The 24,471-nt window shown below is 35.9% G+C and carries 22 protein-coding genes and 1 tRNA gene; 5 read left to right on the top strand and 18 right to left on the bottom strand.

Annotated features, from left to right (window positions below):
• Positions 1-43: 43 nt before the first annotated feature.
• Both dgt and LC814_RS04280 read left to right on the top strand, forming a co-directional pair.
• Positions 44-1,399: a dGTP triphosphohydrolase gene (gene dgt, locus LC814_RS04285; protein ID WP_226065124.1), complete on the top strand. Its 1,356-nt coding sequence runs from the start codon at positions 44-46 to the stop codon at positions 1,397-1,399.
• A gap of 68 nt (positions 1,400-1,467) precedes the next feature.
• A complete protein-coding gene (locus tag LC814_RS04280) occupies positions 1,468-2,361 on the top strand; it encodes an SPFH domain-containing protein (protein WP_226065123.1) in 894 nt (297 codons plus the stop codon).
• Positions 2,362-2,569: 208 nt separating this feature from the next.
• On the opposite strand, the gene LC814_RS04275 is transcribed toward LC814_RS04280, so the two are convergent.
• Together LC814_RS04275 and LC814_RS04270 are read right to left on the bottom strand one after the other, a co-directional pair.
• Positions 2,570-2,881, bottom strand: a complete 312-nt coding sequence (locus LC814_RS04275) for an Mpo1-like protein (RefSeq protein ID WP_226065122.1) — start codon at positions 2,879-2,881, stop codon at positions 2,570-2,572.
• 4 nt (positions 2,882-2,885) lie between these two features.
• The gene (locus LC814_RS04270) at positions 2,886-4,574 is read right to left on the bottom strand and encodes an APC family permease (RefSeq protein ID WP_226065121.1); all 1,689 of its coding nucleotides are present in this window, start codon (positions 4,572-4,574) and stop codon (positions 2,886-2,888) included.
• 439 nt (positions 4,575-5,013) lie between these two features.
• Between LC814_RS04270 and LC814_RS04265 the strand changes: the two genes are divergently transcribed.
• The 3 genes from LC814_RS04265 to LC814_RS04255 all read left to right on the top strand — a co-directional run bounded on the left by LC814_RS04265 (position 5,014) and on the right by LC814_RS04255 (position 9,941).
• On the top strand, positions 5,014-7,977 hold the full coding sequence (locus LC814_RS04265; protein ID WP_226065120.1) for a tetratricopeptide repeat protein: 2,964 nt from the start codon (positions 5,014-5,016) through the stop codon (positions 7,975-7,977).
• Between the two features lie 79 nt (positions 7,978-8,056).
• Positions 8,057-9,829, top strand: coding sequence for a TonB-dependent receptor (locus LC814_RS04260; RefSeq protein WP_226065119.1), 1,773 nt, complete (start codon positions 8,057-8,059; stop codon positions 9,827-9,829).
• 38 nt (positions 9,830-9,867) lie between these two features.
• A tRNA-Arg gene (locus LC814_RS04255) sits at positions 9,868-9,941 on the top strand.
• A gap of 46 nt (positions 9,942-9,987) precedes the next feature.
• On the opposite strand, the gene LC814_RS04250 is transcribed toward LC814_RS04255, so the two are convergent.
• From LC814_RS04250 to LC814_RS04175, 16 genes are all read right to left on the bottom strand, one after another.
• Positions 9,988-10,314, bottom strand: a complete 327-nt coding sequence (locus LC814_RS04250) for a type II toxin-antitoxin system PemK/MazF family toxin (protein WP_226065118.1) — start codon at positions 10,312-10,314, stop codon at positions 9,988-9,990.
• On the bottom strand, positions 10,305-10,550 hold the full coding sequence (locus LC814_RS04245) for an AbrB/MazE/SpoVT family DNA-binding domain-containing protein (RefSeq protein ID WP_226065117.1): 246 nt from the start codon (positions 10,548-10,550) through the stop codon (positions 10,305-10,307). The genes LC814_RS04250 and LC814_RS04245 overlap by 10 nt, the downstream gene beginning before the upstream one ends.
• Positions 10,551-10,716: 166 nt before the next feature.
• Positions 10,717-11,139: an organic hydroperoxide resistance protein gene (locus LC814_RS04240; RefSeq protein WP_226065116.1), complete on the bottom strand. Its 423-nt coding sequence runs from the start codon at positions 11,137-11,139 to the stop codon at positions 10,717-10,719.
• 3 nt (positions 11,140-11,142) lie between these two features.
• A complete protein-coding gene (locus LC814_RS04235) occupies positions 11,143-11,577 on the bottom strand; it encodes a MarR family winged helix-turn-helix transcriptional regulator (RefSeq protein ID WP_226065115.1) in 435 nt (144 codons plus the stop codon).
• A 32-nt stretch (positions 11,578-11,609) separates the two neighbouring features.
• Positions 11,610-12,242: an NAD(P)H-dependent oxidoreductase gene (locus LC814_RS04230; protein ID WP_226065114.1), complete on the bottom strand. Its 633-nt coding sequence runs from the start codon at positions 12,240-12,242 to the stop codon at positions 11,610-11,612.
• Positions 12,243-12,407: 165 nt separating this feature from the next.
• Entirely contained in the window at positions 12,408-13,061 is a 654-nt protein-coding gene (fsa, locus tag LC814_RS04225) for a fructose-6-phosphate aldolase (protein ID WP_226065113.1), read from the bottom strand.
• A 76-nt stretch (positions 13,062-13,137) separates the two neighbouring features.
• On the bottom strand, positions 13,138-13,392 hold the full coding sequence (locus tag LC814_RS04220; RefSeq protein WP_226065112.1) for an acyl carrier protein: 255 nt from the start codon (positions 13,390-13,392) through the stop codon (positions 13,138-13,140).
• 19 nt (positions 13,393-13,411) lie between these two features.
• Positions 13,412-14,683 (bottom strand): beta-ketoacyl-[acyl-carrier-protein] synthase family protein, encoded by a 1,272-nt coding sequence (locus LC814_RS04215; RefSeq protein WP_226065111.1) that lies wholly within the window; start codon positions 14,681-14,683, stop codon positions 13,412-13,414.
• A 1-nt stretch (position 14,684) separates the two neighbouring features.
• Entirely contained in the window at positions 14,685-15,119 is a 435-nt protein-coding gene (locus tag LC814_RS04210) for a 3-hydroxyacyl-ACP dehydratase FabZ family protein (protein WP_226065110.1), read from the bottom strand.
• Positions 15,120-15,917, bottom strand: a complete 798-nt coding sequence (locus LC814_RS04205) for an enoyl-ACP reductase FabI (RefSeq protein WP_226065109.1) — start codon at positions 15,915-15,917, stop codon at positions 15,120-15,122.
• Positions 15,911-16,963, bottom strand: coding sequence for a type III polyketide synthase (locus tag LC814_RS04200; protein WP_226065108.1), 1,053 nt, complete (start codon positions 16,961-16,963; stop codon positions 15,911-15,913). The genes LC814_RS04205 and LC814_RS04200 overlap by 7 nt, the downstream gene beginning before the upstream one ends.
• 188 nt (positions 16,964-17,151) lie before the next feature.
• On the bottom strand, positions 17,152-17,862 hold the full coding sequence (locus LC814_RS04195; RefSeq protein ID WP_226065107.1) for a methyltransferase domain-containing protein: 711 nt from the start codon (positions 17,860-17,862) through the stop codon (positions 17,152-17,154).
• Positions 17,862-19,004: an NAD(P)/FAD-dependent oxidoreductase gene (locus LC814_RS04190; RefSeq protein WP_226065106.1), complete on the bottom strand. Its 1,143-nt coding sequence runs from the start codon at positions 19,002-19,004 to the stop codon at positions 17,862-17,864. Before LC814_RS04190 ends, LC814_RS04195 begins: the two co-directional genes overlap by 1 nt.
• 186 nt (positions 19,005-19,190) lie before the next feature.
• Entirely contained in the window at positions 19,191-20,117 is a 927-nt protein-coding gene (locus LC814_RS04185) for a DUF6438 domain-containing protein (protein WP_226065105.1), read from the bottom strand.
• Between the two features lie 124 nt (positions 20,118-20,241).
• Positions 20,242-22,149, bottom strand: coding sequence for an acetate--CoA ligase (gene acs / locus LC814_RS04180; RefSeq protein WP_226065104.1), 1,908 nt, complete (start codon positions 22,147-22,149; stop codon positions 20,242-20,244).
• Positions 22,150-22,559: 410 nt separating this feature from the next.
• Positions 22,560-24,461 (bottom strand): AMP-binding protein, encoded by a 1,902-nt coding sequence (locus tag LC814_RS04175; RefSeq protein ID WP_226065103.1) that lies wholly within the window; start codon positions 24,459-24,461, stop codon positions 22,560-22,562.
• Between the last annotated feature and the right edge of the window lie 10 nt (positions 24,462-24,471).

Here is a 24,471-nt window from a genome sequence, read left to right as displayed (position 1 = left end):
CTTTTTATTACTTAAATTTAAGACTTATTTTTGGGATACCATTATGATTTTAAACAGACTGTACACGCATCAGCGCACTGGAAACCACTCTGCAACGATAGCTTCCCGCACGGATTTTCAACGTGACTTCGACCGCATTATTTTTTCTGCCTCATTTCGGAGACTGCAAAATAAAACGCAGGTTTTTCCACTTCCAGGTAGTGTTTTTGTGCACAACCGCCTGACTCATTCCTTAGAAGTTGCGTCGGTTGGTAGAAGTATGGGCAGTTCGGTGGGTGATTTCATCTTTAATAATTTCCAAAAAGAATTGGATGAAAATGCGCAAAATTTCTATCAGCACAATTTGCAGAATGTCATTGCGGCAGCCTGTCTTTGTCACGACGTAGGAAATCCAGCTTTCGGACATTCCGGCGAAGATGCGATTGCTAGTTATTTCGACAAAAATGAAAAAGATTTAAAATCTAAATTCAATGAAAAAGAATGGGCAGATTTGGTTAATTTTGAGGGAAATGCAAATGCTATCCGTGTTTTAACCCATCAGCAAACGGGAAAAGATGAGGGAGGAACACAATTAACATATGCCACATTAGCGAGCATTGCGAAATATCCTTGTGAAGCGGTTGCGAAGAAGAAAGGTGAACTTCACCGCAAGAAGTTCGGTTTTTTCCAAAACGAAAAAGAAACTTTTTTGAAAATTGCTGAAGCAGTACACCTGATCCAGGAAAGTGAGGAACCTACCATTTTTAAGAGACATCCCTTCGTCTGGCTGGTTGAAGCGGCTGACGACATTTGCTACAACATTATCGATATGGAGGATGCGCACCGTCTGGGAATTGTATCGACTTCGGATTGCGAAAATTTATTTTTCGATCTGATTAAATCTGAAAATGGAAATACCAGAAGGGTTGAAGATAAATTGTCTATTTTGACAAACGCCAACGAGCGCATTTCTTATTTACGGGCGAAAGTGATCAACGCACTCATTAATAAATCCATCGAGATTTATAAAGACCGATTCCAAGATATTTTAAACGGAAGTTTAGACGAAGCTTTGCTGGATATTTTCAAGAATGAAAACTCATCGCTTCAGGAAATTGAAAGTTTCTCTATTCAAAAAATCTACGGCCACAAAGCGGTAATCGAAATTGAAAATGCGGGCTATAATGTGATGTATGAATTGCTGAATCATTTTATTCCCCCAATTTTAACGGAGAAATCTAAACGTAAATCGTATGATAAAATGGCATTGAAACTTTTGCCTCTACAATTTCAATATGAGAATGGTACCGACTACCAAAAAGTTTTGGGCGCGCTTGATTTTGTTTCCGGAATGACAGATAATTTTGCAACCGATTTATACCGAAAAATTAAGGGAATTGATATCGGAATGACCATGTAAATGAGGTAAATTTTAATTATCTTTATCCAAAATCAAAACGATTTTAATAAACCATTAAAAAAATAGAAATGACTTATTTAGGAATTATTATCTTCATCGCCCTTGTTGTTTTATTTGCCTCCTTTTTTACGGTAAAGCAAGCAACAGCAGCTATAGTAGAGCGTTTAGGAAAATTTCATATTGTACGCCAATCGGGTTTACATTTAAAAATTCCGTTTCTCGATCAGGTTGCAAAACGCATGAACCTGAGAATTCAGCAGTTGGATGTAATTATCGACACTAAAACTTTAGATAACGTATTCATTAGAATGAAAGTTTCCGTACAATACCAAGTTATCGCTTCACAAGTTGCAGATTCTTTTTACCGATTAGAAAATCCAGAAAACCAGATTACTTCTTATGTTTTTGACGTTGTTCGTGCAGAAGTTCCGAAGTTAAAACTGGACGATGTATTTGTAAGAAAAGATGACGTAGCAATAGCTGTAAAAGGAGAACTGCAGGAAGCGATGCAAAGTTATGGTTACGATATCATCAAAGCCCTGGTAACCGATATCGATCCTGATGAGCAGGTAAAACATGCCATGAACAGAATTAATGCTGCAGAACGGGAAAAAACTGCCGCTGAGTACGAATCTGAAGCACAAAAAATTAGAATTGTAGCCGTAGCGAAAGCAGAAGCAGAATCTAAAAAATTACAGGGACAAGGTATTGCCGATCAACGAAGAGAAATCGCAGCTGGTTTGGTAGAATCTGTAAAAATGTTGAACGAAGCCAATATTAATGCACAGGAGGCATCTGCATTAATCGTTGTAACTCAGCATTATGATACGCTTCAGGCAATTGGTGCAACCAATAAGAGCAGTTTGGTTTTATTGCCAAATTCACCGAATTCTGCAAGTACTTTATTAAATGATTTAATGGTTTCTATGGCTGCAACACAGCAAATGGAACATATCAAGTAAATTACCTTTATCAGTAAATCTAAAGCCAACTTTTCGAAGTTGGCTTTTTTTATTTTCGGAAGTATAGTATGTTAAAAGGAAATAAATTAGTTACAGAAACATCAAAAATTGATATAATATCGAAGAAGTAGTCTACCAAGCGCTGGCAGGATTATATTTGCATACTGATCAAGTGAAATGAAAAAGCCCGATTAAAGTCGGGCATTTACTATGATTTAAATTTTTGTTTACCAATCAGAAGTTCAAAAAATATTTTAAAATCTGAAACGAAACTCCAGAGAGGATATTTAAAGGTTGCTGGCCTGTTCTTTTCAAATACGGCATGACTGATCCAGGCCATTCCATATCCAACGATTGGGATGTACCAGAGAAATCGCTCTTTACCCGATTGAAATACATAAAATATAACCAGAAATATAAGAAGCGTTCCTGCAAAATGAAAAATGCGTGTCCACATTTTTTGATGTTCGGAAAGGTAGAATTCGTAGAATTCTGAGAAGGTTTTAATTCGGTCTGCCATAATATTAATCTAAATCGCCATTCATTTCGCGGTTCAGTTTACTGTGTCTAAAACCGTACCCAAAATAAATCACCATGCCCACAGCGAACCACGCCAGGAACCAAAACCAGTTATTATGGGTCATTCCTGTCAATAAATAAAGACAAGAACTTAAACCCATAAGCGGTATTAGGGATAAATGTTTAACCAACGTTAAAACACATAAACCCAAATTAATGATGAGAAAAAAGAACATTGAAATTCTGAATTCTCCCTCGGTAGGATCATTCCAATCCATCAAATTATGAAAAAAGGCAGGCTGCCAGAAATAGAAGAAAGCCAAACCTCCTAAAAATATCGCAGGGAAAATAAACTGGGAATTGATATATGGCATATGGAATCTTCCGGGAAGCTTCTTTTTTGAAGGCAAGAGCAAAACGCCCCCACAAACCAAGACGAACGCGAAGATCGTTCCGATACTGGTGAAATCTAAAATGAAAGATTTATCGGTAAACAAAATAGGTATTCCAACCACAATTCCTGTAATGATGGTAGCGAAAGACGGAGTTTTATGTTTTGGATGTATGGTCATGAATTTTTTCGGCATCAAACCATCTCTACTCATTGCATACCAAATTCTCGGTTGTCCCATTTGAAAAACGAGTAGAACCGTAGTAATTGCAATTATGGCAACAAAAGAGACCGTTAATTCCATCCAAGGTAGATTGGCATTTGACTTTTCGAAGATGAACGCTAATGGATCGCCCACGCCATCAAATTTTTTGTAATCGACCATTCCCGTAAGAACGAGTGTTAAAATAATGTATATAACTGTACATAAAACCAAGGAAATAATCATTCCGCGTGGCAGATTTTTTTGTGGGTCTTTGGTTTCTTCTGATAGAACACTTAAAGCATCAAATCCGATATAAGCGAAGAATACTCCAGAAACCGCACTCATCACGCCAGTAAATCCATTGGGCATAAAAGAGGCGACTTGTGTTTCTGGGTTGACGGGCATCCAGTTATCAACATTCACGTAGGCAACGCCCACCAAAATAATTAAAACGATAACGGCCAACTTCATCAATACCAAAACATTATTGAAGTTTTTACTTTCACGAACGCCGCGATAAACCAACCAGGTAATTAAACCGTTAATCACAAGTGCAGGAAGATCTAGAATGATTTTCAAATTCCCGACAATTGGCGCATTTTTCCAGGCATTAAGAAGTTCCTGATTCTGAGAAGCACCGAAGAAAGCTTTTTTAGCTTCCGGGTAACTACAAGTAAGATATTCAGGTATAAAAAAACCGATACGGCCTAAAAAGCTCGTAAAATAGTCAGACCATGAGAACGCAACATAAATATTACCAAATGAATATTCCATAATTAAGGCCCAACCGATGATCCACGCCATCAATTCACCAAAACTGGCGTAGGCATAGGTGTAGGCAGATCCTGCTGTTGGAATACGACTCGCAAATTCAGCATAACACAAAGCAGTAAAACCGCAGGCAAATCCACAAATGATGTAAAGCACGATAACACCAGGTCCACCGCGGAAAACGGCTTCACCCAAAGAGCTGAAACTTCCCGCACCAATAATGGCAGCAATTCCGAAAAAGACAATATCCCATACGCCTAAAACACGCACTAATCCTGATGAATGGTCACTTGCACTGTATTGTTTTCTTCTGAAAAGTTGATTCATCTTCTAATTTTAGTTTACACAAATGTAAAAGAAAATTTGGAAAAATGGGTTTTTTCGTGCATTAATGCGGAAATCAGTGCAAATTCTATTGTATTTCTTCTAATTAAAAGTCTTTTCTGAATTGTAGATTGGACTAAAAAATAAATCGAATTTCTGTCGAAGATCTAGAAATTATTTCAATGAATTAAGAATCCATGCTTCATAAATCTTTAATAATTTCAATTGTTTTTAAATTGTTGATTTTAATATTAATTTGCAATTTAAGGGTTTGATATTCATATAAATAGAACTTATCCACTTATCCACAACCATCAAATAAACTTGTGTAAGCAATAACTTTTCTTTATTTTCGTTGATTAAATGGGGAAATCGTACTGGGCTTTTAAAGCTTTGATTATCCAAACTGTTAATTCTAAAACTTTCCGAAAATCAGGATTAAATGAATTCAAAAAAAATCTTAATCGCAACGGCGATCTTCTATTTCGGCTTATCCGAGGCACAACAATCTCAATATTTCAGCGACCGCGAAAATTACCGTTTTAATCTCGCAGAAAACCTTTACCAAAATAAAATTTATAACGCTTCTCAGTTTGAATACGCGCGACAGTATTTTTACAATGAGAATCTTTCCAATTCAAAAAAAGAAGCAGCGCAATTTTTCGATAATGTCATCGGCGTAATTTTACGAAAAAATCATGCGGAAGAAGGTTTAGACGCTTTCATCAAAGAATATCCAAACTCGGCGTATTTTGCGCAGGCCAATTTACCATTAGCAGATTTCTATCTGGCTCAAAAAGATTTTGATAAAGCTTTGGAGACTTTGAAAAATGTGAATCAATACCAACTTTCAAAGGAAGAAAACACGCAATATATTATGAAACTCGGTTATGCGAAATTTATGACCGGTGATTCTCAAGGTGCTATCGAAGCTTTAGAAGAAGCGTATAAAACCACGGAAGGTTCAGACAAAAACGACATTGCCTACATGTTGGGACACCTTTATTATGCAGACGGACAAAATGACGAAGCTTTCACATTTTTTGATCAGATCAAAGATAACGACAAATATGCGCGGGTGGTAAAACCGTATTATGTGCAGTTGTATTTCAACAATAAGGATTATGACAAAGCGATTGTAGAAGGAAATGCATTGCTGAACGAAAATATTTCTGCGGATTATAAAGCTGAAGTTCATAAGATGATTGGCGAAAGTTATTTCATGAAAGGCGATTATAATTCTGCTTATCCGCATTTGAAAATTTACCTGGATAGCAAAGAAACTCCATCTGAAAGTGATTTATATGAAATGGGATTTGTTTCGGCACATTTGAAAAAATACGATGAAGCCGTTTCTTATTATAACCAGTTGTTGAACAGCAATTCGGCGACTTCCCAAAATGCTTATTATCAATTAGGAAATGCTTATTTAGAAGTTGGTAAAAAACAGGAAGCGCTTTCTGCGTTTCGTTCGGCATATCAAATGATGTATGATCCGAAAGTTCAACAATTGGCTCATTTGCAATATGCGAAATTGAGTTATGAGTTGGGAAATCCATTTGAATCAGCATCAAATGTTTTTCAAAGTTATATTTCAAAATATCCAAACAGTCCTGATACGAAGGAAATGAAATCGCTTTTGGTGAAATCGTATTTGTATTCTGGCGATTATAAAGGAACTTTGGCGGCAATTGATAAAATGCCAAATTCTACGCCGGAAACCGATAAAGTTGATCAGGAAGTTTCCTATCTCATTGGAACGGAAGAATTTAATAAAGGTAATTTAGACGCTGCTGAAAAGTATTTTCTGCGAAGCTTACAATTTAATATCAATAAAGAGTTTAATTCCAGAGCGTTGTATTGGTTGGCGCAAACGTATTATCAGAAGGGAAATTATCCGTCGGCAATTGTCAGATTTGAAAAACTTCAAACAGAAAATTTCCCAGAGAAGCAACAACTGAATTACGATTTGGGTTACGCTTATTTTAAATCAAAAAAATTCGACAAAGCCAAAGAATATTTCATGGCTTATTTAAAAAATCCAAAACCGGAATTTAAAAATGACGCAGAACTTCGTTTGGCAGATACCTATTATGCCAACAATGAGCTGAATGAGGCGATCGCTATTTACGATAAAGCAGAAAGTGCTGATGATTATACGATGTTCCAAAAAGCCATGGCTTTAGGATTTAAAGGCGATACCGTTGCGAAAATTGCGGAATTGAAAAAGTTACTTGCTCAGTATAGAAATTCAGAATATTTCGACGATGCGCAATATGAAATTGCAACTGCTTATGCAGCAAATGACGATTTTAAAAGCTCGAATGATTATTTTTCACAAGTCATTAAAACCAGCAGTGATAAAGATTTGGTCGCTAATTCTCAGATTTATCGTGCGCAGAATTACATCGATCAAGGTGAAGATTCCAAAGCTTTATCTGAATTAAAATCCCTTGGAAATCAATACAAAAATACGGCGTTTGCAAGCAAAATTGTTCAGGCAGCGAGACCGCTCTTCATTAAAAACAATGATGTTTCAGGATATCAAAATTTTGCTCAAAGTTTGGGCGTAAGAATCGATGCTTCAGAAATTGACGAAATTAATTTGAATCGAGCGAAGACTTTTTATGCCAGTAAAGATTACAAAAACGCGATACCACTTTTTGAAAAATATCTGACGCAGAATCCAACTGGAGAAGGGTTATATCAGGCGCAATATGAATTGGGTGAAAGTTATTTTCAAACCAATAATCCGACCAAATCATTACTGGTTTTACAGGAGGTTGCGCAGGTGCAGAACGATTACCAGGAAGATGCGCAAACAAGGATTGCCCAGATTTATTTAGCGCAGAACAATTCGAATGAAGCCAAGAAATATTTAGTGTCGCTTTCTAATTCTACAAACGTGAATGTGAAAAATTTCGCGAATGTAGAATTGATGAAGATTTACGCGGACGAAAAAGATTTCAAAAAAGCTGAAACGCTAGCTGATCTAGTTTTACAAAATCCAAAAAATTCAGCTTCGGTGAATGAACTGGCGAAAGTCATTAAAGCCAGAAGTTTGATGAACAATGGAAAAGACAATGAGGCGAAAGCTGCTTATACCGTTTTGGAGAAATCTTCAAATACCGAAGTTGCAGCCGAAGCTTTGTATGCGAAAGCCTTTTATCAAAACAAAGGAAAAGCCTTCAAATCATCCAACGAAACGATTTTTAAACTGGCCAATAATTATGCTTCCGAAGAATATTGGGGTGCAAATTCTTTAGTCTTAATGGTTAGAAATTATATTGGACTGAAAGATAATTATCAAGCCAGTTATACAGCCGATCAGATCATCGCCAATTACGGTGATTTCCCAGAAATTGTGTCGGAAGCAAAGGATTTAAAAAAGCAAATTAAAAAATAAATATAATTGTACAAAGTATAACGTACATGACGAAAAATTGACATTGTACGCCTGAGATTTTACAATAATACATTAAAAAATGAATAAGAGAATTCAACATATATTTTTCATCGGTTTACTATTTTCCTCAACGGCAGTTTTTTCCCAGATTAAAGAAGAAAAATTGATTTTGGACAAAAAGCGCGAACCGGAAGTGAAGAAAATCGAGAAGAAAAAAACGTCCATCGAAGCAGAGAAGAATTATCCGCCAGAAGAAAAATCTGCAAATCCGCCGACGTATGATATTACTAATGTTCCAGCATCTTCAGATTTTAAAACTTCCTTAATTCAAGGTGAAGATATTTCGCCGAAGTTTGACGCAGAATATCAGAATAATTATTTCCAGGTCGGAATGGGGAATTACGGTAAAATTCTTGCGGATGGAAATATTTCTACCAAATTAGACAGCGGAATGGAAGTTGGCGGAGATGTTCATTTCCTTTCTACAGCAGGTTTGCGAAAAGTTTACGACTGGAATTCCAAACAAAATGCTGGGAATGTTGGCGTATTTCTTAATTCTTATGGGGAGAAGGGAAAATTCAGCATTAATGCCGATTACGGATTGAATGACTATAATTATTATGGAATTTATGCCTTTAGACCGGCTTCAAATAACGTAGATTTACAACAGAAAACCAATCAAATTAAAGTAAATGGTTATTATGATTTTTATTCCAATGAATTTTTAAATGACGTTCGGGTGAAATCATCTTTCCTGAGTGATCACTTTAATGCAAAAGAAAATCAGGCGGAAGTTTTGGTGAATTTATCGAAGCATGGAGTAGAACTGCCGACTTTTGATGACGTGAGGTTCAATGCTGATCTGGGACTGAATTTAGAAACGGTAAAAACAGATTTTGAGTTGCTCGATAAAAATTCTTCTCAATTTTTGAATGCGACTTTAGCACCGAAAATGACTTTCTTTAAAGGTAAATCGTACTTAATGATCGGTTCTGATTTTTCTTTTCTAAACTCGAAAAATTCAAATATGATTTTAGCCGATCAGGTTAAAAATTCTAAAACCTATTGGTTTCCAAAAGCTGAATTACAGTTTGCCGCTGCCGATGAATTCAAGTTTTATGCGGGAATTACGGGAGGATTAAAATTGAATACTTACGCTAATTTACTGGCAGAAAATCCTTATTTAGTTTCCGATCAGGAATTACGTCCGACCGAAACGAAATATAAATTCTACTTTGGTTTGCGCGGTGATATTGATCAGAATATTAAATATGATTTCAGCGCCGGATACGGAAAAATGAATGATATTCTTTTCTTCAAAGCGAATGATTTGTTTTTTAAAGACAATCAGAATTTTATTCGTCAAGGTTTTGATTTTGCCAATACTTATTCTTCTGTTTACGATAATGGAACAGTGAGTGAAGCAAAAGTGAGTGTTCAATATTTCCCATTGGCAAATTTATCTTTTGACGGAGAATTGAAATTTGAAAAATATGACCTTCAAAATTATCAAAATATTTATTATAAGCCTTTATTGACGGCAAGGTTGGGCGGAAAGTATTCCGTGCTGGATAAAAAATTAAATTTAGGTGCAACAGTTTTATTATCATCGGATAAAACGACAAATTCGTTTTCTTTCACAGAAATGGATCCGGTGTTAGTTTCTACAGAAAATACAAATGATAAAGTTGGTGGATTTGCTGATTTAAATTTGTCTGCAGAGTACAAAGTTCACAAAAATTTCAGTATTTTCGCACTCGGAAACAACTTACTCAATACTCAGTACCAAACTTACAAAGGTTATAAAGTTTTGGGAGCACAGTTTCTGGGAGGAGTGAAGATAAGTTTTTAGTAAATACCGATAAGTAATAATTATTAATTATAAAAAATGGCTGCGTAGTTCAACTGGATAGAATTTCGGATTTCGGCTCCGAAGGTTACAGGTTCGAACCCTGTCGCGGTCACAAAAAAAAGGATAAAATTAATTTTTTATCCTTTTTTGTATTTTATTTAATCTACATAGGTTTCTTTTATAACCGCTTTCAATGCTATAATTTCTTCTTCTTTTAAATTTCCAAAAGATTTTATTACTCTTCGTCGATCAATGACTCGTATTTGGTCTACCACAATCCAGCCTTTTGTTATTTTGCCAGAAATTGGAATTCGAGTTGGGTAAGATTTTGAAGTGCTGGTAATTGGTGCGATGACAATTGTTCTTAAATGTTTATTTAATTCATTAGGTGATATTACTACGCAAGGTCGAGTTTTATTAATCTCGCTTCCCAAAGTGGGATCGAGACTTACTAAAACTATTGTGTATTGTTGAATCAATTCCATTCTTCAAAATCTTCATCTTCAAAAATGTCGTCTATGAGAATTTTGTCATCACCAATTTCATGCATTTTTTTGAAAGAATTTTCCCAATTTTTTCGCGGTTCTGTTTTAGGTTTTAAAATGATATATCCTTTCTCCAAAGTAATTTCAACTTTATCCTGGATATTATATTTCTCCAGTATTGTTTTTGAAAGTCGTATTCCTTTTGAATTTCCAATATTGATGACTGAAATTTCCATAGTTCGAATTTTGTTATTACAAAGTAATTACTTTTAATTTAATTATACAATGTAATTTTACTAAAAAAAACGGCAAAACTTATAGTTCTGCCGTTTTTGCTTGTAATTAAATCTCAGAATCGATTTAATCTTCTATATAATTGATGTTTTTCTATTTAATCCGAAATTAATTGTTGGTCACTGAAAGTTTAACTTCAATATTATTTCTCGTCGCATTTGAGTACGGACAAACCTGATGTGCCTGTTCTGTCAACGATTGTGCTTCTTCCAAAGAAACGCCGGGCACATTTACATCTAATTCTACCGCTAAACCGAAACCGCCATTTTCAATTTGACCGATACTTACTCTTGCGGTGACCGTAGTTTCGCCAGTTTCCATCTTTGATCTTTTGATAACCAAATTCAAAGCGCTGTCAAAACACGCTGAATATCCCGCTGCAAAAAGCATTTCCGGATTGGCAAAGTCATCACTTGCGCCACCGAGCGCTTTTGGAGTTCTAACATCCAATTCTAAAATACCGTTTTCACTTTTTACGTGTCCGTCGCGGCCGCCTTGTGCAGTAACGCTTGTTGTGTACAATGTTTTCATATTTTATTTTTCTATTATTTTCATTAGTTTGGTAATGGTATGTTTCAAATCTAAAAGATCATTTTCTGATAGATTGAGTTTTTCCTGCATTTTCCCCGGTATGATACATGCTTTTTTCTGAAGTTGATTTCCTTCTTCCGTCAGATAGACTTCAACCACACGTTCATCTTCCTTCTTTCGATGTCGGACAATGTATGATTTTGCTTCAAGTCTTTTTAACAATGGGGTTAAAGTTCCACTGTCCAGATATAATTTTTCTCCGATTTGATTCACGGTTAATCTTTCATATTCCCAAAGGACCATCATCACTAAATATTGAGAATACGTAATGTCTAATTCCTCCAAAAAAGGGCGGTACATTCCGGTGATTTCCTTAGCGATTAAGTAAAACGGAAAGCATAATTGATCTCCTAATTTTGGTGTTTCTAAATTTTCCATGAGGTGAAATTGAAAAGATTAAAATCAGTAGATTATTTTTGAATAATAAATTCCTCCATCGGAATTCTTACCTTTTTCATGTGTGATAAATAATCTTTATCGGCATCTCTGTACCCAAGATAGAGTAAACTTACACTTCTTAAACCTAATTCTTTCAATCCTAACATTTCGTCAACAATCTCATTACTAAAGCCTTCCGCCGGCGTACTGTCGATTTTTAATTCAGCAGCTTGAGCCATGGCTAAACCTAAAGCAATATATGTTTGTCTTGCGGTGTGCGCAAAATGTTCTTCTTTGGTTTGGCCGTTATATAATTCCTTGATGTGATCGGTATAACTTCCAAATCTTCCTCTAGGTAAATCTCTAACATCAGTGTGGTGATCATACACCTTATCAATTTTAGCATCGGAATAACTGTCCCAAGCTGCAAAGACCAAAACCTGTGAACAATCTTTCATCACTTCTGGGTTCAAGGCACCTTGAACCATTTTTTCTTTCAGTTCCTGATTTTCTACTACAATCACTCTGAAAGGTTGTAATCCTGAAGACGTGGGAGCCAATCTCGCCGCTTCTAATATTTTATGAAGATCTTCGGTTGAAACTTTTTTTGTGGCGTCGTACGCTTTCACTGCGTGTCTCCAGTTTAAATTTTCTATTAATGACATGATATTAATTTTGTTGTTTGTATTTACAGATGCAAATATATTACGCAATTAAATTGTGTGCAATTTAATTTAATAGAAGATATCAATTTGCGATATATGAATTTGTGGTACAAAAAAAACCATCTGAAAATTCAGACGGTTTCTATATCAAAAAGATAAATTCTTTTATCCCATTTTTTTAGCATCAGCAACAAACTGCGCCAAACCTTTATCAGTCAAAGGGTGATTTAATAAATTTAAAATTGAATCTAATGGTGAAGTAATTACATCTGCACCGATTTTTGCACAGTTGATAATGTGCATTGGCGAACGGATCGACGCTGCAAGAATTTCTGTATCGAACATATAATTATCAAAAATAATTCTGATTTCTTCGATTAAATTCATACCATCCACCGAAATATCGTCTAATCTTCCTAAAAATGGAGAAACATAATTTGCTCCTGCTTTCGCTGCTAATAAAGCCTGCCCAGCAGAAAAGATCAAAGTACAGTTGGTTTTGATTCCTTTATTTGAAAAATATTTTAATGCTTTAATCCCGTCTTTAATCATCGGAATTTTAACTACAATATTCGGATGAATAGCAGCAAGTTCATCACCTTCCTTGATCATTTCTTCATAAGTAGTGCTCAAAACTTCTGCAGATATATCGCCGTCAACAATTTCGCAAATGGTTTTGTAATGGTTTAGAATTGCTTCTTTTCCGCTGATTCCTTCTTTGGCCATTAATGATGGATTGGTGGTAACTCCATCTAAAATTCCTAAATCTTGTGCTTCTTTTATTTGCTCCAGATTAGCCGTGTCGATAAAAAATTTCATAGTACTTTTTGTTTGTGCGAAGGTAAGATTTTCGAGTGCAATGAGAAAGGGATTTCAATCTAAAAATCTTGTACATTTATTTTGTCGTTAGCTTTTCTTCAATCACCGCTAGTGCAGATTTTACATCGCGCATTTTCTCCATAGAATCTGCATCGATTTCAATATCAAAAACTTCTTCTACATCTAAAATTACATCAACCAAATTGGCCGAATTAATATTTAAATCGTTGATGAAATCGGTATTTTCGTTGATGTTTGCTAAAGCGTCCTCATTTTTCACATAAGGTTTTACGATTTCTTTTAGTTTTTGAATAGCCTCTTCCTTGTTCATATTTTAGAATTGAAATTTATTAAGAATATTTTTTAAAGATAATACATCCATTTACATCGCCAAAACCAAAACTTACTTTTGCCGCAATATTGATTTCTTTTTCTAAAAGATTTTGTGGAATACATTCAGCATCGATAATCGCCGTAATTTCTTTATTTAAATTGTCACAATTAATGTTGGGAGCGACAAAATTTTCTGACAATTGCAAAACTGCAGCCACACATTCAATACTTGCGGCTGCAGATAGACAATGTCCGGTTAAAGCTTTTAATGAATTGATGTACGGGAAATTTTTTCCGGATCGATTTAAAGCAATTGATAAATTTTGAATTTCAGTACTGTCTTTCGAAGTTGCGGTTAAATGTCCGCTGATATAATCGATGTCTTTAGCTTTAATTCCAGCTTCGAAAATTGCATCTTTTACACATTTTTGAACAGCTGTAGAATTAGGAGCAGTCATACTTCCGCCGCCACGCTGACCGCCACTATTCAGATTTCCACCGAGAATCTCGCAATAGATTTTCGCATTTCTTGCCAAAGCAGATTCTAAATCTTCAATCACCAAAGCACCGGCGCCGCTTCCGGGAACAAATCCTGCTGCAGAAGCACTCATCGGACGAGAGGCTTTTTCTGGATCGTCATTCGATTTATAATTACAAACTTTTATGGCGTCAAAACCTGCCCAAATATAAGGTCCTGAATCACTTGTGCTTCCGGCTAAAATACGTTTTGCTTTTCCGGCTTGAATTCTATCAAAAGCCATTAAGATACTTTCTGTTCCTGTTGTACACGCAGAAGAATTAGTCGTGACTTGATTTCCTAAACCTAGTTTTCCACCGAGATAAGCAGAGATTCCACTGTTCATGGTTTGGGAAACCGCGGTGCTTCCTAATCTTCGGGTTTGAAACGCATCAATTTTATAAATACTTTCCCGAAATTTTTCAATGCCGGAAGTTCCAGCACCAAAAATAGTTCCGCTATCCCAATCGGGATTTTCACCATCGGAAGGTTCTAAACCAGCATCTTTCCAGGCATCTAATCCTGCAATCACGCCGTACATAATTCCAGTCGAATTGAAATTTCGTAATTCTAAATCGGTGAAATATTCGTTTAAATTTTCTTTATTAATGGGTGGTGTTCCAGAAACCTGACAGGAGAATTGCAGGTCGGCTAATTGTTGATCAAACTGAATTCCAGAGCGACCGTCCTTTAAAGCAGACCGGAAATTTTCCAAACCAACTCCATTGGGTGCAACGACTCCTAATCCTGTGATGACAACTCTTCTTTCCATTTTAATTCACTTTAATAATTCCCGCGATTGTTCCTTCACAAACAATTTCTGATTGTTCATTCAGCATCTTCACTTTGCATTTTAACTTGTTAAATCTAAAGTAAATTTTCTCTGAAATCACGGTCACTTTTTCACCAGGAAAAACGGGTTTTAAAAATTCAATATCAGTTGAAGTTAAACCAATCTGACTTTCCTCAATCAAATCATTTGCAAACAGAAAAATTCCCAAACAAACCAAGCCGATTTGTGCCATTGTTTCAGTTAAAATAACTCCTGGCGTTATTGGATTATTTTTAAAATGACCTTTATAAAAATCAAGATCTTCTTTAAAAGTGAAATTTCCGGTCACGCCATTTTCATCAACAATCACCAAATCATCCACGAATAAAAATGGAGTAGTGTAAGGTAGTTTTTCTAAAATTTCTGCAATATTCATTTAACTCAAATGTTCTCCTCCATCAACGGGAATTACACAACCATTGATCCAAGCGGCTTCATCAGTACATAATAAACTGACCACATTTGCCACATCTTCCGGCGTAGTTAATCTTTTAAAAGGATTACGTTTTATAGTGTGCTCTTTTATTTCTTCACTTCCGGGAATCATTTGAAAAGATCTTGTATCTGTGACTCCGGCTTGAATACAATTTGATCGTAAACCAAAAGGCGCAAATTCCAGAGCGATATTTCTGGAAATGGCTTCTAAAGCGGCTTTTGCAGCGGAAACTGCGCCGTAATTATTGATGGGTTTTGAACTTCCTTCACTTGTAAAAGCGAGAATTCTTGCGTCTTCTGCAAATAAATTTTCGTTGAATATTAATTTTGTCCAGTCGTATAAACTTGTTGCCATGGCTTGAAGCGTAATCGCGAAATCGTCGGTTGATAAACTTTCATTTTTATCTCCGATCATTGGTTTCAAATTTCCTTTGGCGATGCTGTGTAATAGACATTTTATTTTTCCGTCTACACCTAAAGTGTTTTTTAGTTCTAAAATTATATCTTGTTGTATGATAGGATTTAATATATCCTTATTTAAAGTTAAATACTTAATATTTTCATTTTTAAATAAATCGAACTCTTTAGTAATTTTTTCCATTTCAGCCCGAGAATTTCTGTGAATGATGCAAATATTCATTCCTTCGCTTGCCAGTTTTTTGGCAGACGCTAAACCTAATCCGGAACTTCCGCCCAGAATTATCGCCCAGTAATTTGTATTTTCAAATCTTCTTACCATTGCAGTAAAACGCGTTGTGCAGAAAATCCAGGTCCAAAACTTAACATTAAACCTTTCTCGCCTTTCTGCGGTTTTTGATTCATGATTTCTTCCAATACGTAAAGAACTGTGGCGCTCGACATGTTTCCGTAAAGTCTTAAAATCTCTTTTGTAGTGTCAATGTTTTTACCCAATTCCGAGAATAATCCTTCCACCATTTGAACAATCTTTTTTCCACCTGGATGGAAAATAAGATAATCGACATCTTTAATTTCTAAATTTTGTTTGGCTAAAAATGGATGAATAATATTGGGAAAATGTTCTCCAATGGTATCAGGAACTTCAATATCTAAAATCATTTGCAACCCAGAGTTCGTTAATTTGAAACCCATCATATGTTCATTGTTATAAAAATGATACATTTCTTCCGCCAAGATTTCCGGACCTTCTGCATTTTCTTCAGAAGAAAGCAAAACACAAGCAGCACCATCCCCGAAAATCGCAGCACTCACAATATTTGCCATGGAGAAATCTTCCAACTGAAAAGTCGCCGTCGGACTTTCTACCGCAATTACGGCGGCACGTTTTCCAGGATTTGCCTGGAGGAAATTTTTCGCATAAATAATTCCGGAAACTCCAGCAGCGCAACCCATTTCGGTCACGGGCAAACGGACAATATCTTGACGTAAGTTTAATTTATTGATCAGATAAGCATCAAGTGACGGAATCATAATTCCAGTACAACTTACGGTGATGATGTAATCCAAAGATTGCGGATCCCAATTGGCCTTTTTTAGAGATTTATCCAAAACCTGTTCGCCTAATAAAACAACTTCGCGAACGTAAATGTCATTTTTATCTTCGAAGGATGTCGCCGTAAAAACTTCAATCGGATCCATGATGGAATATCTCTCATCAACCGCGGCACCTTCAAAAATCTTTTTGACTTTGCGCACAAAACGGCTGTCTTGATCGACTAGCCATTGATCCAGGAAAGGCAAAACTTCGGAAGTTTTTCGGGAATATTTTGGGAGTTGCTTAGCAACGGTAACTATTTTTACACTCATTAATTGAATATTTTTTAACCACAAAGTCACAAAAGTTGTATTGAAAATATTTACTGTAAAAGTTCACATAAGTTAAAAATCTATAGATTTTTAGTTTCTTTTGTGGTCTATTTTAATAATGTTCATTTGCCTTTTTACAGAGAATCTTTGTGCCTTTTGTGGTTTAATATTATCTTTTTATTTGCTGTTTATTTTTCAATAACCCATTGGTAGCGAAATGCCCACTTCCATTTGATGCTGTATTTTTTTAATCCTAAATCGTTTGAAAATTTTTCTAAATCTTCTCTTTTAAATCCTCTTAAAATAGAAATTAATCCGTCTTCCGCGGTCATTTTTTCTAATCTAAAGATAAATATAATTGCCTGAAAAAGTCGGTAAGCCAATTTACTTCTTTGCAAATCATTGACGACGATTCCTTTTTTAACCAAGTTTAAAATGACACGCATTATTTTTAAGATTTCGTCATCTTTAAAGTGATGTAAAGTAAGCGTTATCAAAGCAATGTCAATATTATATTTAGAGAAATCGTACAGAAAAATATCTTCAGCTAAAAACGTGATATTCTCAAATTCTGATGAGCATTTTTCAGCATGTCGAATTGTGGCATCATTCGCATCAATACCAATTAACTGGAAATTTAAATTTTTTTCTTTTCCAAACTTCGACAACATTCGCAGCATATCGCCACTGCCACAACCGAAATCCATGATGGTGATGGTTTTATCTTTTGGGAAATCTTTGATCAAATTTTTAACGCCTTCTAACGTCACCGAGTTTCCACCAAGTAACTGATTAATTCTGGCGATGTCATCTAAAGCGGTTACTAATCCATCATTATCCATGGAGAAATCGTCCATCGATTCTTCAAGATCTGTTCTGTACGTCGTATCTAAAGCCATTAATTTTGAATCATATTGATTTCTTTTCCGTGGGTTTTTTTAATGATAATAGGAAGTAGGAAAGGAAGATGGGTTATTAAATTTGTCAAAACTTCGGAGAGTTTTGAATGTTCTAAAATACTACCTAAAATTCGGCCATACCATAATCTTTGTTTGAAATTTTTATTCCAGTTCGAAGAATAATTATTTTCCATTTCATTTCTCGAAATTTTCTCTGATAAAAATTCTATGGTTTGTTCTGAAGCCAATTTTGCACTGTGAATCGCCATTGCCATTCCGTTTCCGCATAAGGGATGAATTAATCCAGCCGTATCACCCATCATTAAAATATGTTTTTCTACATTTTCTTTTTTCTCAAAACAAATCTGACTGATGGTCAAAGGTTTTTCAAAAACAGACGTGGAATTTTCTAAAATATTTTTTAAATGTGGATTTTGAGACACGACTTTTTCCTGGAATTCTTCAATGTTTTTATATTTCTTGAACGATTTAAAATTAGTCAAATAGCAGATATTGAGCAAATTATTTTCCACTTTTGAAATGCCACAATAACCGCCTTTAAAATTATGCAAACCCACAACGTCATTTGCAAATTCTCCTTTATAATGAGATTTGACGGCCAACCAAGGAGATTTGTTTTTTAAAAAATCGCGGTTCATTTTTAAATCTAAGTTGGATCTTTTTCCAAATCCACCCAAAACTACGTTCGAGCTTATAATTTTTTCTGAAGCCAGCTGAACTTCAAAATAATCATCTTTAAAAATCACTTCATTTACTTGATCTTCAATAATCTCGCAATTTTGCGAAAGGGCTTTTAAATAAAGTGCATGATCCAAAGTATATCGGCTAATCCCAAAACCGCCGAGCGGAAGTTGGGTTTCAATCGTTCGTCCGGATTCTGATGAAAACTGTAAAGATGTAATGTGGGTTGGTTTTAATTCCTCAATATTTACATCAAGCCAATCAAAATAAGGGAGAACTTCATTGGAAATATATTCGCCGCAAACTTTATGTTTTGGATAAGAATTCTTTTCGATAACAATGACTTTACAACCCATTTTCGTGAGATGTATCGCGCTTGTTAAACCTGCTAAACCTCCGCCAATGATGAGGATTTCGGCATCGCAATTTGAATTCTTCAATTTTTATTTAAATGTAGTAAAAAATTTTACCACAAAGTCACAAAAGTTTTGTTGTAAACGTTTATCATTTGGTTTTTAACACATTAGTTAAAGTTTGAAAGCACGATGCTGAAAAGCATACATTAGTTTTCCAAAGGAAATCTTAATTATCTTAACTCCTTAACCAAAATATTAATGGTGATTTTTTCAATCCATTTTTTGCCATTTCTGCTTTTCCATTATCGCGTGAATAGAATCGTAAAATTTTAATAGACCAAGAGAACCTTTCTCACCATAGTCGTAATTTGTTTTTACTTTTCCGTTATCGTACACTATCTTTGTTTCGATTGCAGAACAATCGGAACAGTCAATGAAATATTTGTCTTTTAAATTTTTGAAATCAATATTATTGAGATATAATGCTAGATTTTCAAAATCATTCTTGTTATTTCCAAGATATTTTCCTTCTAACTTTTTATAAAATTTTGAATTTAAAATGATCGAATCTTTTTTTAAAGTCAACGTGTAGTAAATTCCAGGTGCAAAACCTCCAAACTGGGTGAATTTAATTTCTGAAATATTATTGTTACTTCTCTTATTTACAAATTCTGTAAGTTGATTATTTTTAACAGTTAAGGTATCGAACTTCAGGATATTATTTAAGTCATCAAATCTTGGTATAAAGTTTAACACCTTTATCAAATTCTGACCTTTGTAATTTATAATTTTGGTGGCAAAGATATCGTAAACCCTTTTTTTACCTGCGCTTAAAATTTTGTAAGCATTTGAACTGCTTAATAAAACAACACAATTTTTAGAATCTTCATCAATATATCTCACGATATTTTCATTAGCACTGTCCTTTTTATATTCTAAATTTACTAAATAATCCTGTTTCCCATCACCCTTCAAATCGGCTTTAAATATAGGTTTTAGATTTTCCTTCACAATTATTTTCCTGAAAGATTTAATAGTATCAATAACTTTATCACCAGTCCAAAAATTTGTTTTTAGTTGAAGCCCTTGGTAGTTTTTATCAGCATGAATAATCTCTAATACTTCTTTATCAGTAAGATCTTTTTTCTCACAAGATAAAATTAGAAATAGCGAAACAAAAAGGAAAATATATTTCATACTTAAGTTTAAAAAAAGAAAGATACAATATATTGCAAAACAAAAAACCTCACGTTTCCGCAAGGTTCTATAGTTTATTGCAAGATTAAAATATCCATCATCAGACATCCATCATCCAACAATCTTACAATTTTTCATTCTTAATCTCCTCCACAATCTCCGGATTCAACAACGTAGAAGTATCACCGAAATTAGCAAAATCACCTTCCGCAATTTTTCTCAAAATACGACGCATGATTTTCCCGGAACGGGTTTTTGGCAAGGCTGAAACAAACTGAATTTTATCCAGTTTCGCGATCGGTCCAATCGTATCGGAGATCACGTTGTTGATTTCTTTTCTCAAATTATCTCTATCGCGATCTTCGCCACTGTCTTTCAACATCACGAAACCGTAAAGCGCACTTCCTTTCACATCGTGTGGATACCCAACAATCGCAGATTCCGCCACGGCCGGATGCAAATTCACACTGTCTTCAATTGGTGCAGTTCCAAGATTATGTCCGGAAACAATGATCACGTCATCAACGCGACCGGTGATTCTGTAATAACCAACTTCGTCCCTCAAGGCGCCATCGCCCGTAAAATATTTTCCCGGGAAAGCGGTAAAATAAGTTTCTTTATATCGTTGATGATCGCCCCAAATTGTTCGGGCAATTCCGGGCCACGGAAAACGGATACATAAATTCCCATCCACTTGATTTCCCGTAATTTCATTTCGTTTATCATCCATCAAAACCGGCTGAATTCCCGGCAACGGCAAGGTTGCATAAGTTGGTTTTGTCGGCGTGATAAAAGGCAAAGGCGAAATCATAATTCCTCCGGTTTCAGTTTGCCACCAAGTATCAACGATCGGACATTTTTTCTTGCCGACATGATCATTGTACCAATGCCACGCTTCATCATTAATCGGTTCACCAACAGAACCAATCACTCTCAAACTCGACAAATCGTGTTTCTCAACCCACTCGTAAGATTCTTTCGCCAAGGCACGAATCGCCGTTGGAGCCGTATAAAATTGCGTTACTTTATGTTTTTCAATCACTTCCCAGAAACGATCCGGTTCCGGATAAGTCGGCACTCCTTCAAAAATTACCGTCGTTGCGCCATTCAATAATGGTCCGTATAAAATATAAGAATGTCCCGTAATCCAGCCAATATCTGCGGTACACCAATAAATATCATTCTCTTTATAATTGAAAACATTCTTAAAAGTATAAGCCGTGTAAACCATGTAACCAGCGGTGGTGTGCAACATTCCTTTTGGTTTTCCAGTCGAGCCGGAAGTATATAAAATAAACAAAGGATCTTCCGCATCCATGATCACCGAAATAAAATCAGAAGGCGCTTTGTCATAAAGCGGCGCCAACCAAAGGTCTCTTCCTTCCTTCATGTTCACCTCGCCGCCGGTTCTTTTTACGACCAAAACTTTTTCCACGGTCGGACATTTTTCTACGGCTTCATCGATGATTCCTTTTAAATCAATTGATTTGGTACCGCGGTAACTTCCGTCCGAACAGATGATCATTTTCGCTCCACAATCGTTGACTCTTGATTCCACAGCGTTTGCCGAAAATCCTGCAAAAATCACGGAGTGAATCGCGCCCAATCTTGCACAAGCCAACATTGAAACAGCCAGTTCCGGAATCATCGGCAGATAAATACAAACGCGGTCGCCCTTTTGCACGCCCTGATCACGGAGCACATTCGCCATCTTACAAACCCGGTCGCGCAATTCGCTGTAGGAAATATGTTGCGCCTCCTCTTTCGGATCATTCGGCTCAAAAATAATCGCCGTTTTATCGCCACGCTCATTCAAATGCCGGTCGATACAATTCTTCGTAATATTCAGTTTTGCATTTTTAAACCACTGAATTTTAGCATCTTCCATATTGTAATCCACTACTTTGGACCACCGTTGATACCACACAAAATTCTCATCGGCCACTTTATCCCAGAATTTTTTCGGGTTTTTAATCGATTTTTTATACTGTTTAAAATAGTCCGGCAAATCGTCTATCACGTAATTTTTCATAATATTTAATTTTTTTTAATTCTAATTTTATTTAGGAGCCAGGAACCTGCTATCCGCTCATACTCCTCACGCCAAGGCTTTTCCCAACGCTTGTTCCGGGGTAACCGCTTCTATCAGGGCTAGTTACGACCCGTTTTATTTATCCCAATTTTCGTTTATTTAAAATTCAGTTTTATAAAACCTGCATTTGCCAAAGAAATATTTTTCCAACTCAATTCATCTTTGATGAACCTTAATCCTCCTCAATCTCTTTAATCTTTCTTAATAGTTAAATTTCAGATGCGCAAGTCGTCATTTTTCGCAATTCTTTGCTAAGTGAAACGCCTTCGCGCCCGTAATTTTATGCAGCATTCCTAATTATTTCTTTGCGTCTTTGCGTTAAAATATTTTGTGTAATTGGACAAAACAATTTACAAATACTTCTTTTTATATTCATCCATTTTCAACTGCAATTCCTCCACAACACTTTCATCATCAATCGTCGAAGGCATTTGATATTCCTTTCCATCCAACATCGTCCGAATCAGTTTTCTCAAAATTTTCCCAGACCGCGTTTTCGGTAAACGGTTCACCACCAAAGCATTTTTCATACACGCCACAGCACCAATTTTTTCGCGCACCAATAAAACAAGATCCTTCTCCAAAGTTTTCTCATCCGCTTCCGAACCGGATTTTATAACCGCAATTGCGAAAGGAATCTGACCTTTTAAATCATCATCAATTCCGACCACGCAACATTCTGCAATTTCTTTGTGAGCAGAAACCACTTCTTCCATTTCTGCGGTAGAAAGTCTGTGACCTGCGACATTGATTACATCATCAACTCGTCCAGTCACGAAAACATAACCATCTTCATCTTTAATGGCACCATCGCCGGAAAAATAATAGCCCGGAAATCTGGATAAATATCCAAATTTAAAACGTTCCGGATCGCCCCAAATTCCCATCATCGCGCCGGGCGCTAAAGGAAGTTTAATCACCAAATAACCTTCATGATGCGGTTCAAGTTCATAACCTTCTTCACTGAAAATTTTAATATCATATCCAGGAATTGGTTTTCCAGCGGAGGCTCTTTTAATTTTAACATCTTCAACTCCAGGCATTAATCCTAACATCGGCCAACCTGATTCTGTTTGCCACCAATGATCGATTGCAGGAACGCCGACAAATTCTTCATACCAATCCAAAGTTGCGACATCACATCTTTCACCTGCCAAAAACTGCATTCTCAAAGAGGATAAATCATATTTCTTCACCAGTTTTCCTTCTGGATCTTCTTTTTTAATAGCACGAATTGCGGTCGGAGCCGTAAACATAATGGATACTTTATGCTCTTCGATTACTCTCCAAAAAGTTCCTGCATCCGGAGTTCCGATAGGTTTCCCTTCAAAAATTACGGTCGTATTTCTGTTGATCAAAGGACCATAAACCGAATAACTGTGGCCAACTGCCCAACCAATGTCGGAAGCCGCCCAAAAGGTTTCGCCTTCATTTGCACCGTAAATATTTTTGATTGAAAATTTCATGGCAACGGCGTGCCCACCATTATCGCGGACAACTCCTTTCGGTTTTCCAGTCGTTCCGGAGGTATACAAAATATACAAAGGATGCGTAGATTCTACGGAAACGCACTCGGTGGATTCAGAATCGGTCATCAACTTTTCAAAATCAACCAATGAAGAGTCGTTTTTAAAATCAACCCGATTTCCTAATAATTTTCTATCAAAGGCTACAATATGTTCCGGTTGATGTTCAGACATCGAAACTGCTTCTTTCACGAAAGGCAAATACGGAATTCTTCTGGAAACTTCCATTCCGGAACTTGCGGTGATAATCGCTTTCGGATTACAATCGTCAATTCGGATGGCTAATTCCTGTGGCGCAAATCCACCAAAAACTACGGAATGCGTTACACCTAATCTTGCACAAGCCAACATTGCAAATACAGATTCCGGAATCATGGGCATGTAAATAATCGCGGTATCGCCTTTTTCCAAACCTAATTTTTTCAGGCCGCCCGCAAATTTTGAAACGTGTTCTAAAACTTGGCTGTACGTATATTTAATAATCCTATTTGTCACCGGAGAATCGTAAATAATGGCAACCTGATCGCCAAATCCATCATTGACATGTTTGTCAACCGCCAGAAAACAGGTGTTTAATTCGCCATCTGCAAACCAAGTTGGGTAATTTTCGCCGTCGTCGGTTAAGATATGTTTAGGCTTCTTAAACCATTCAATTTGTTCTGCCTGTTCTGCCCAGAATTTTTCTTTGTGCGTAATACTTTCTTTAAACATTTGATCTGCGTTCATGATATTTAGG

This window comes from Kaistella polysaccharea (assembly GCF_020410745.1).
In the GTDB taxonomy this organism is placed as follows: domain Bacteria; phylum Bacteroidota; class Bacteroidia; order Flavobacteriales; family Weeksellaceae; genus Kaistella; species Kaistella polysaccharea.
Note: the sequence above shows the minus strand (reverse complement) of the source record. Positions and strands in the feature narration are given on the sequence as shown.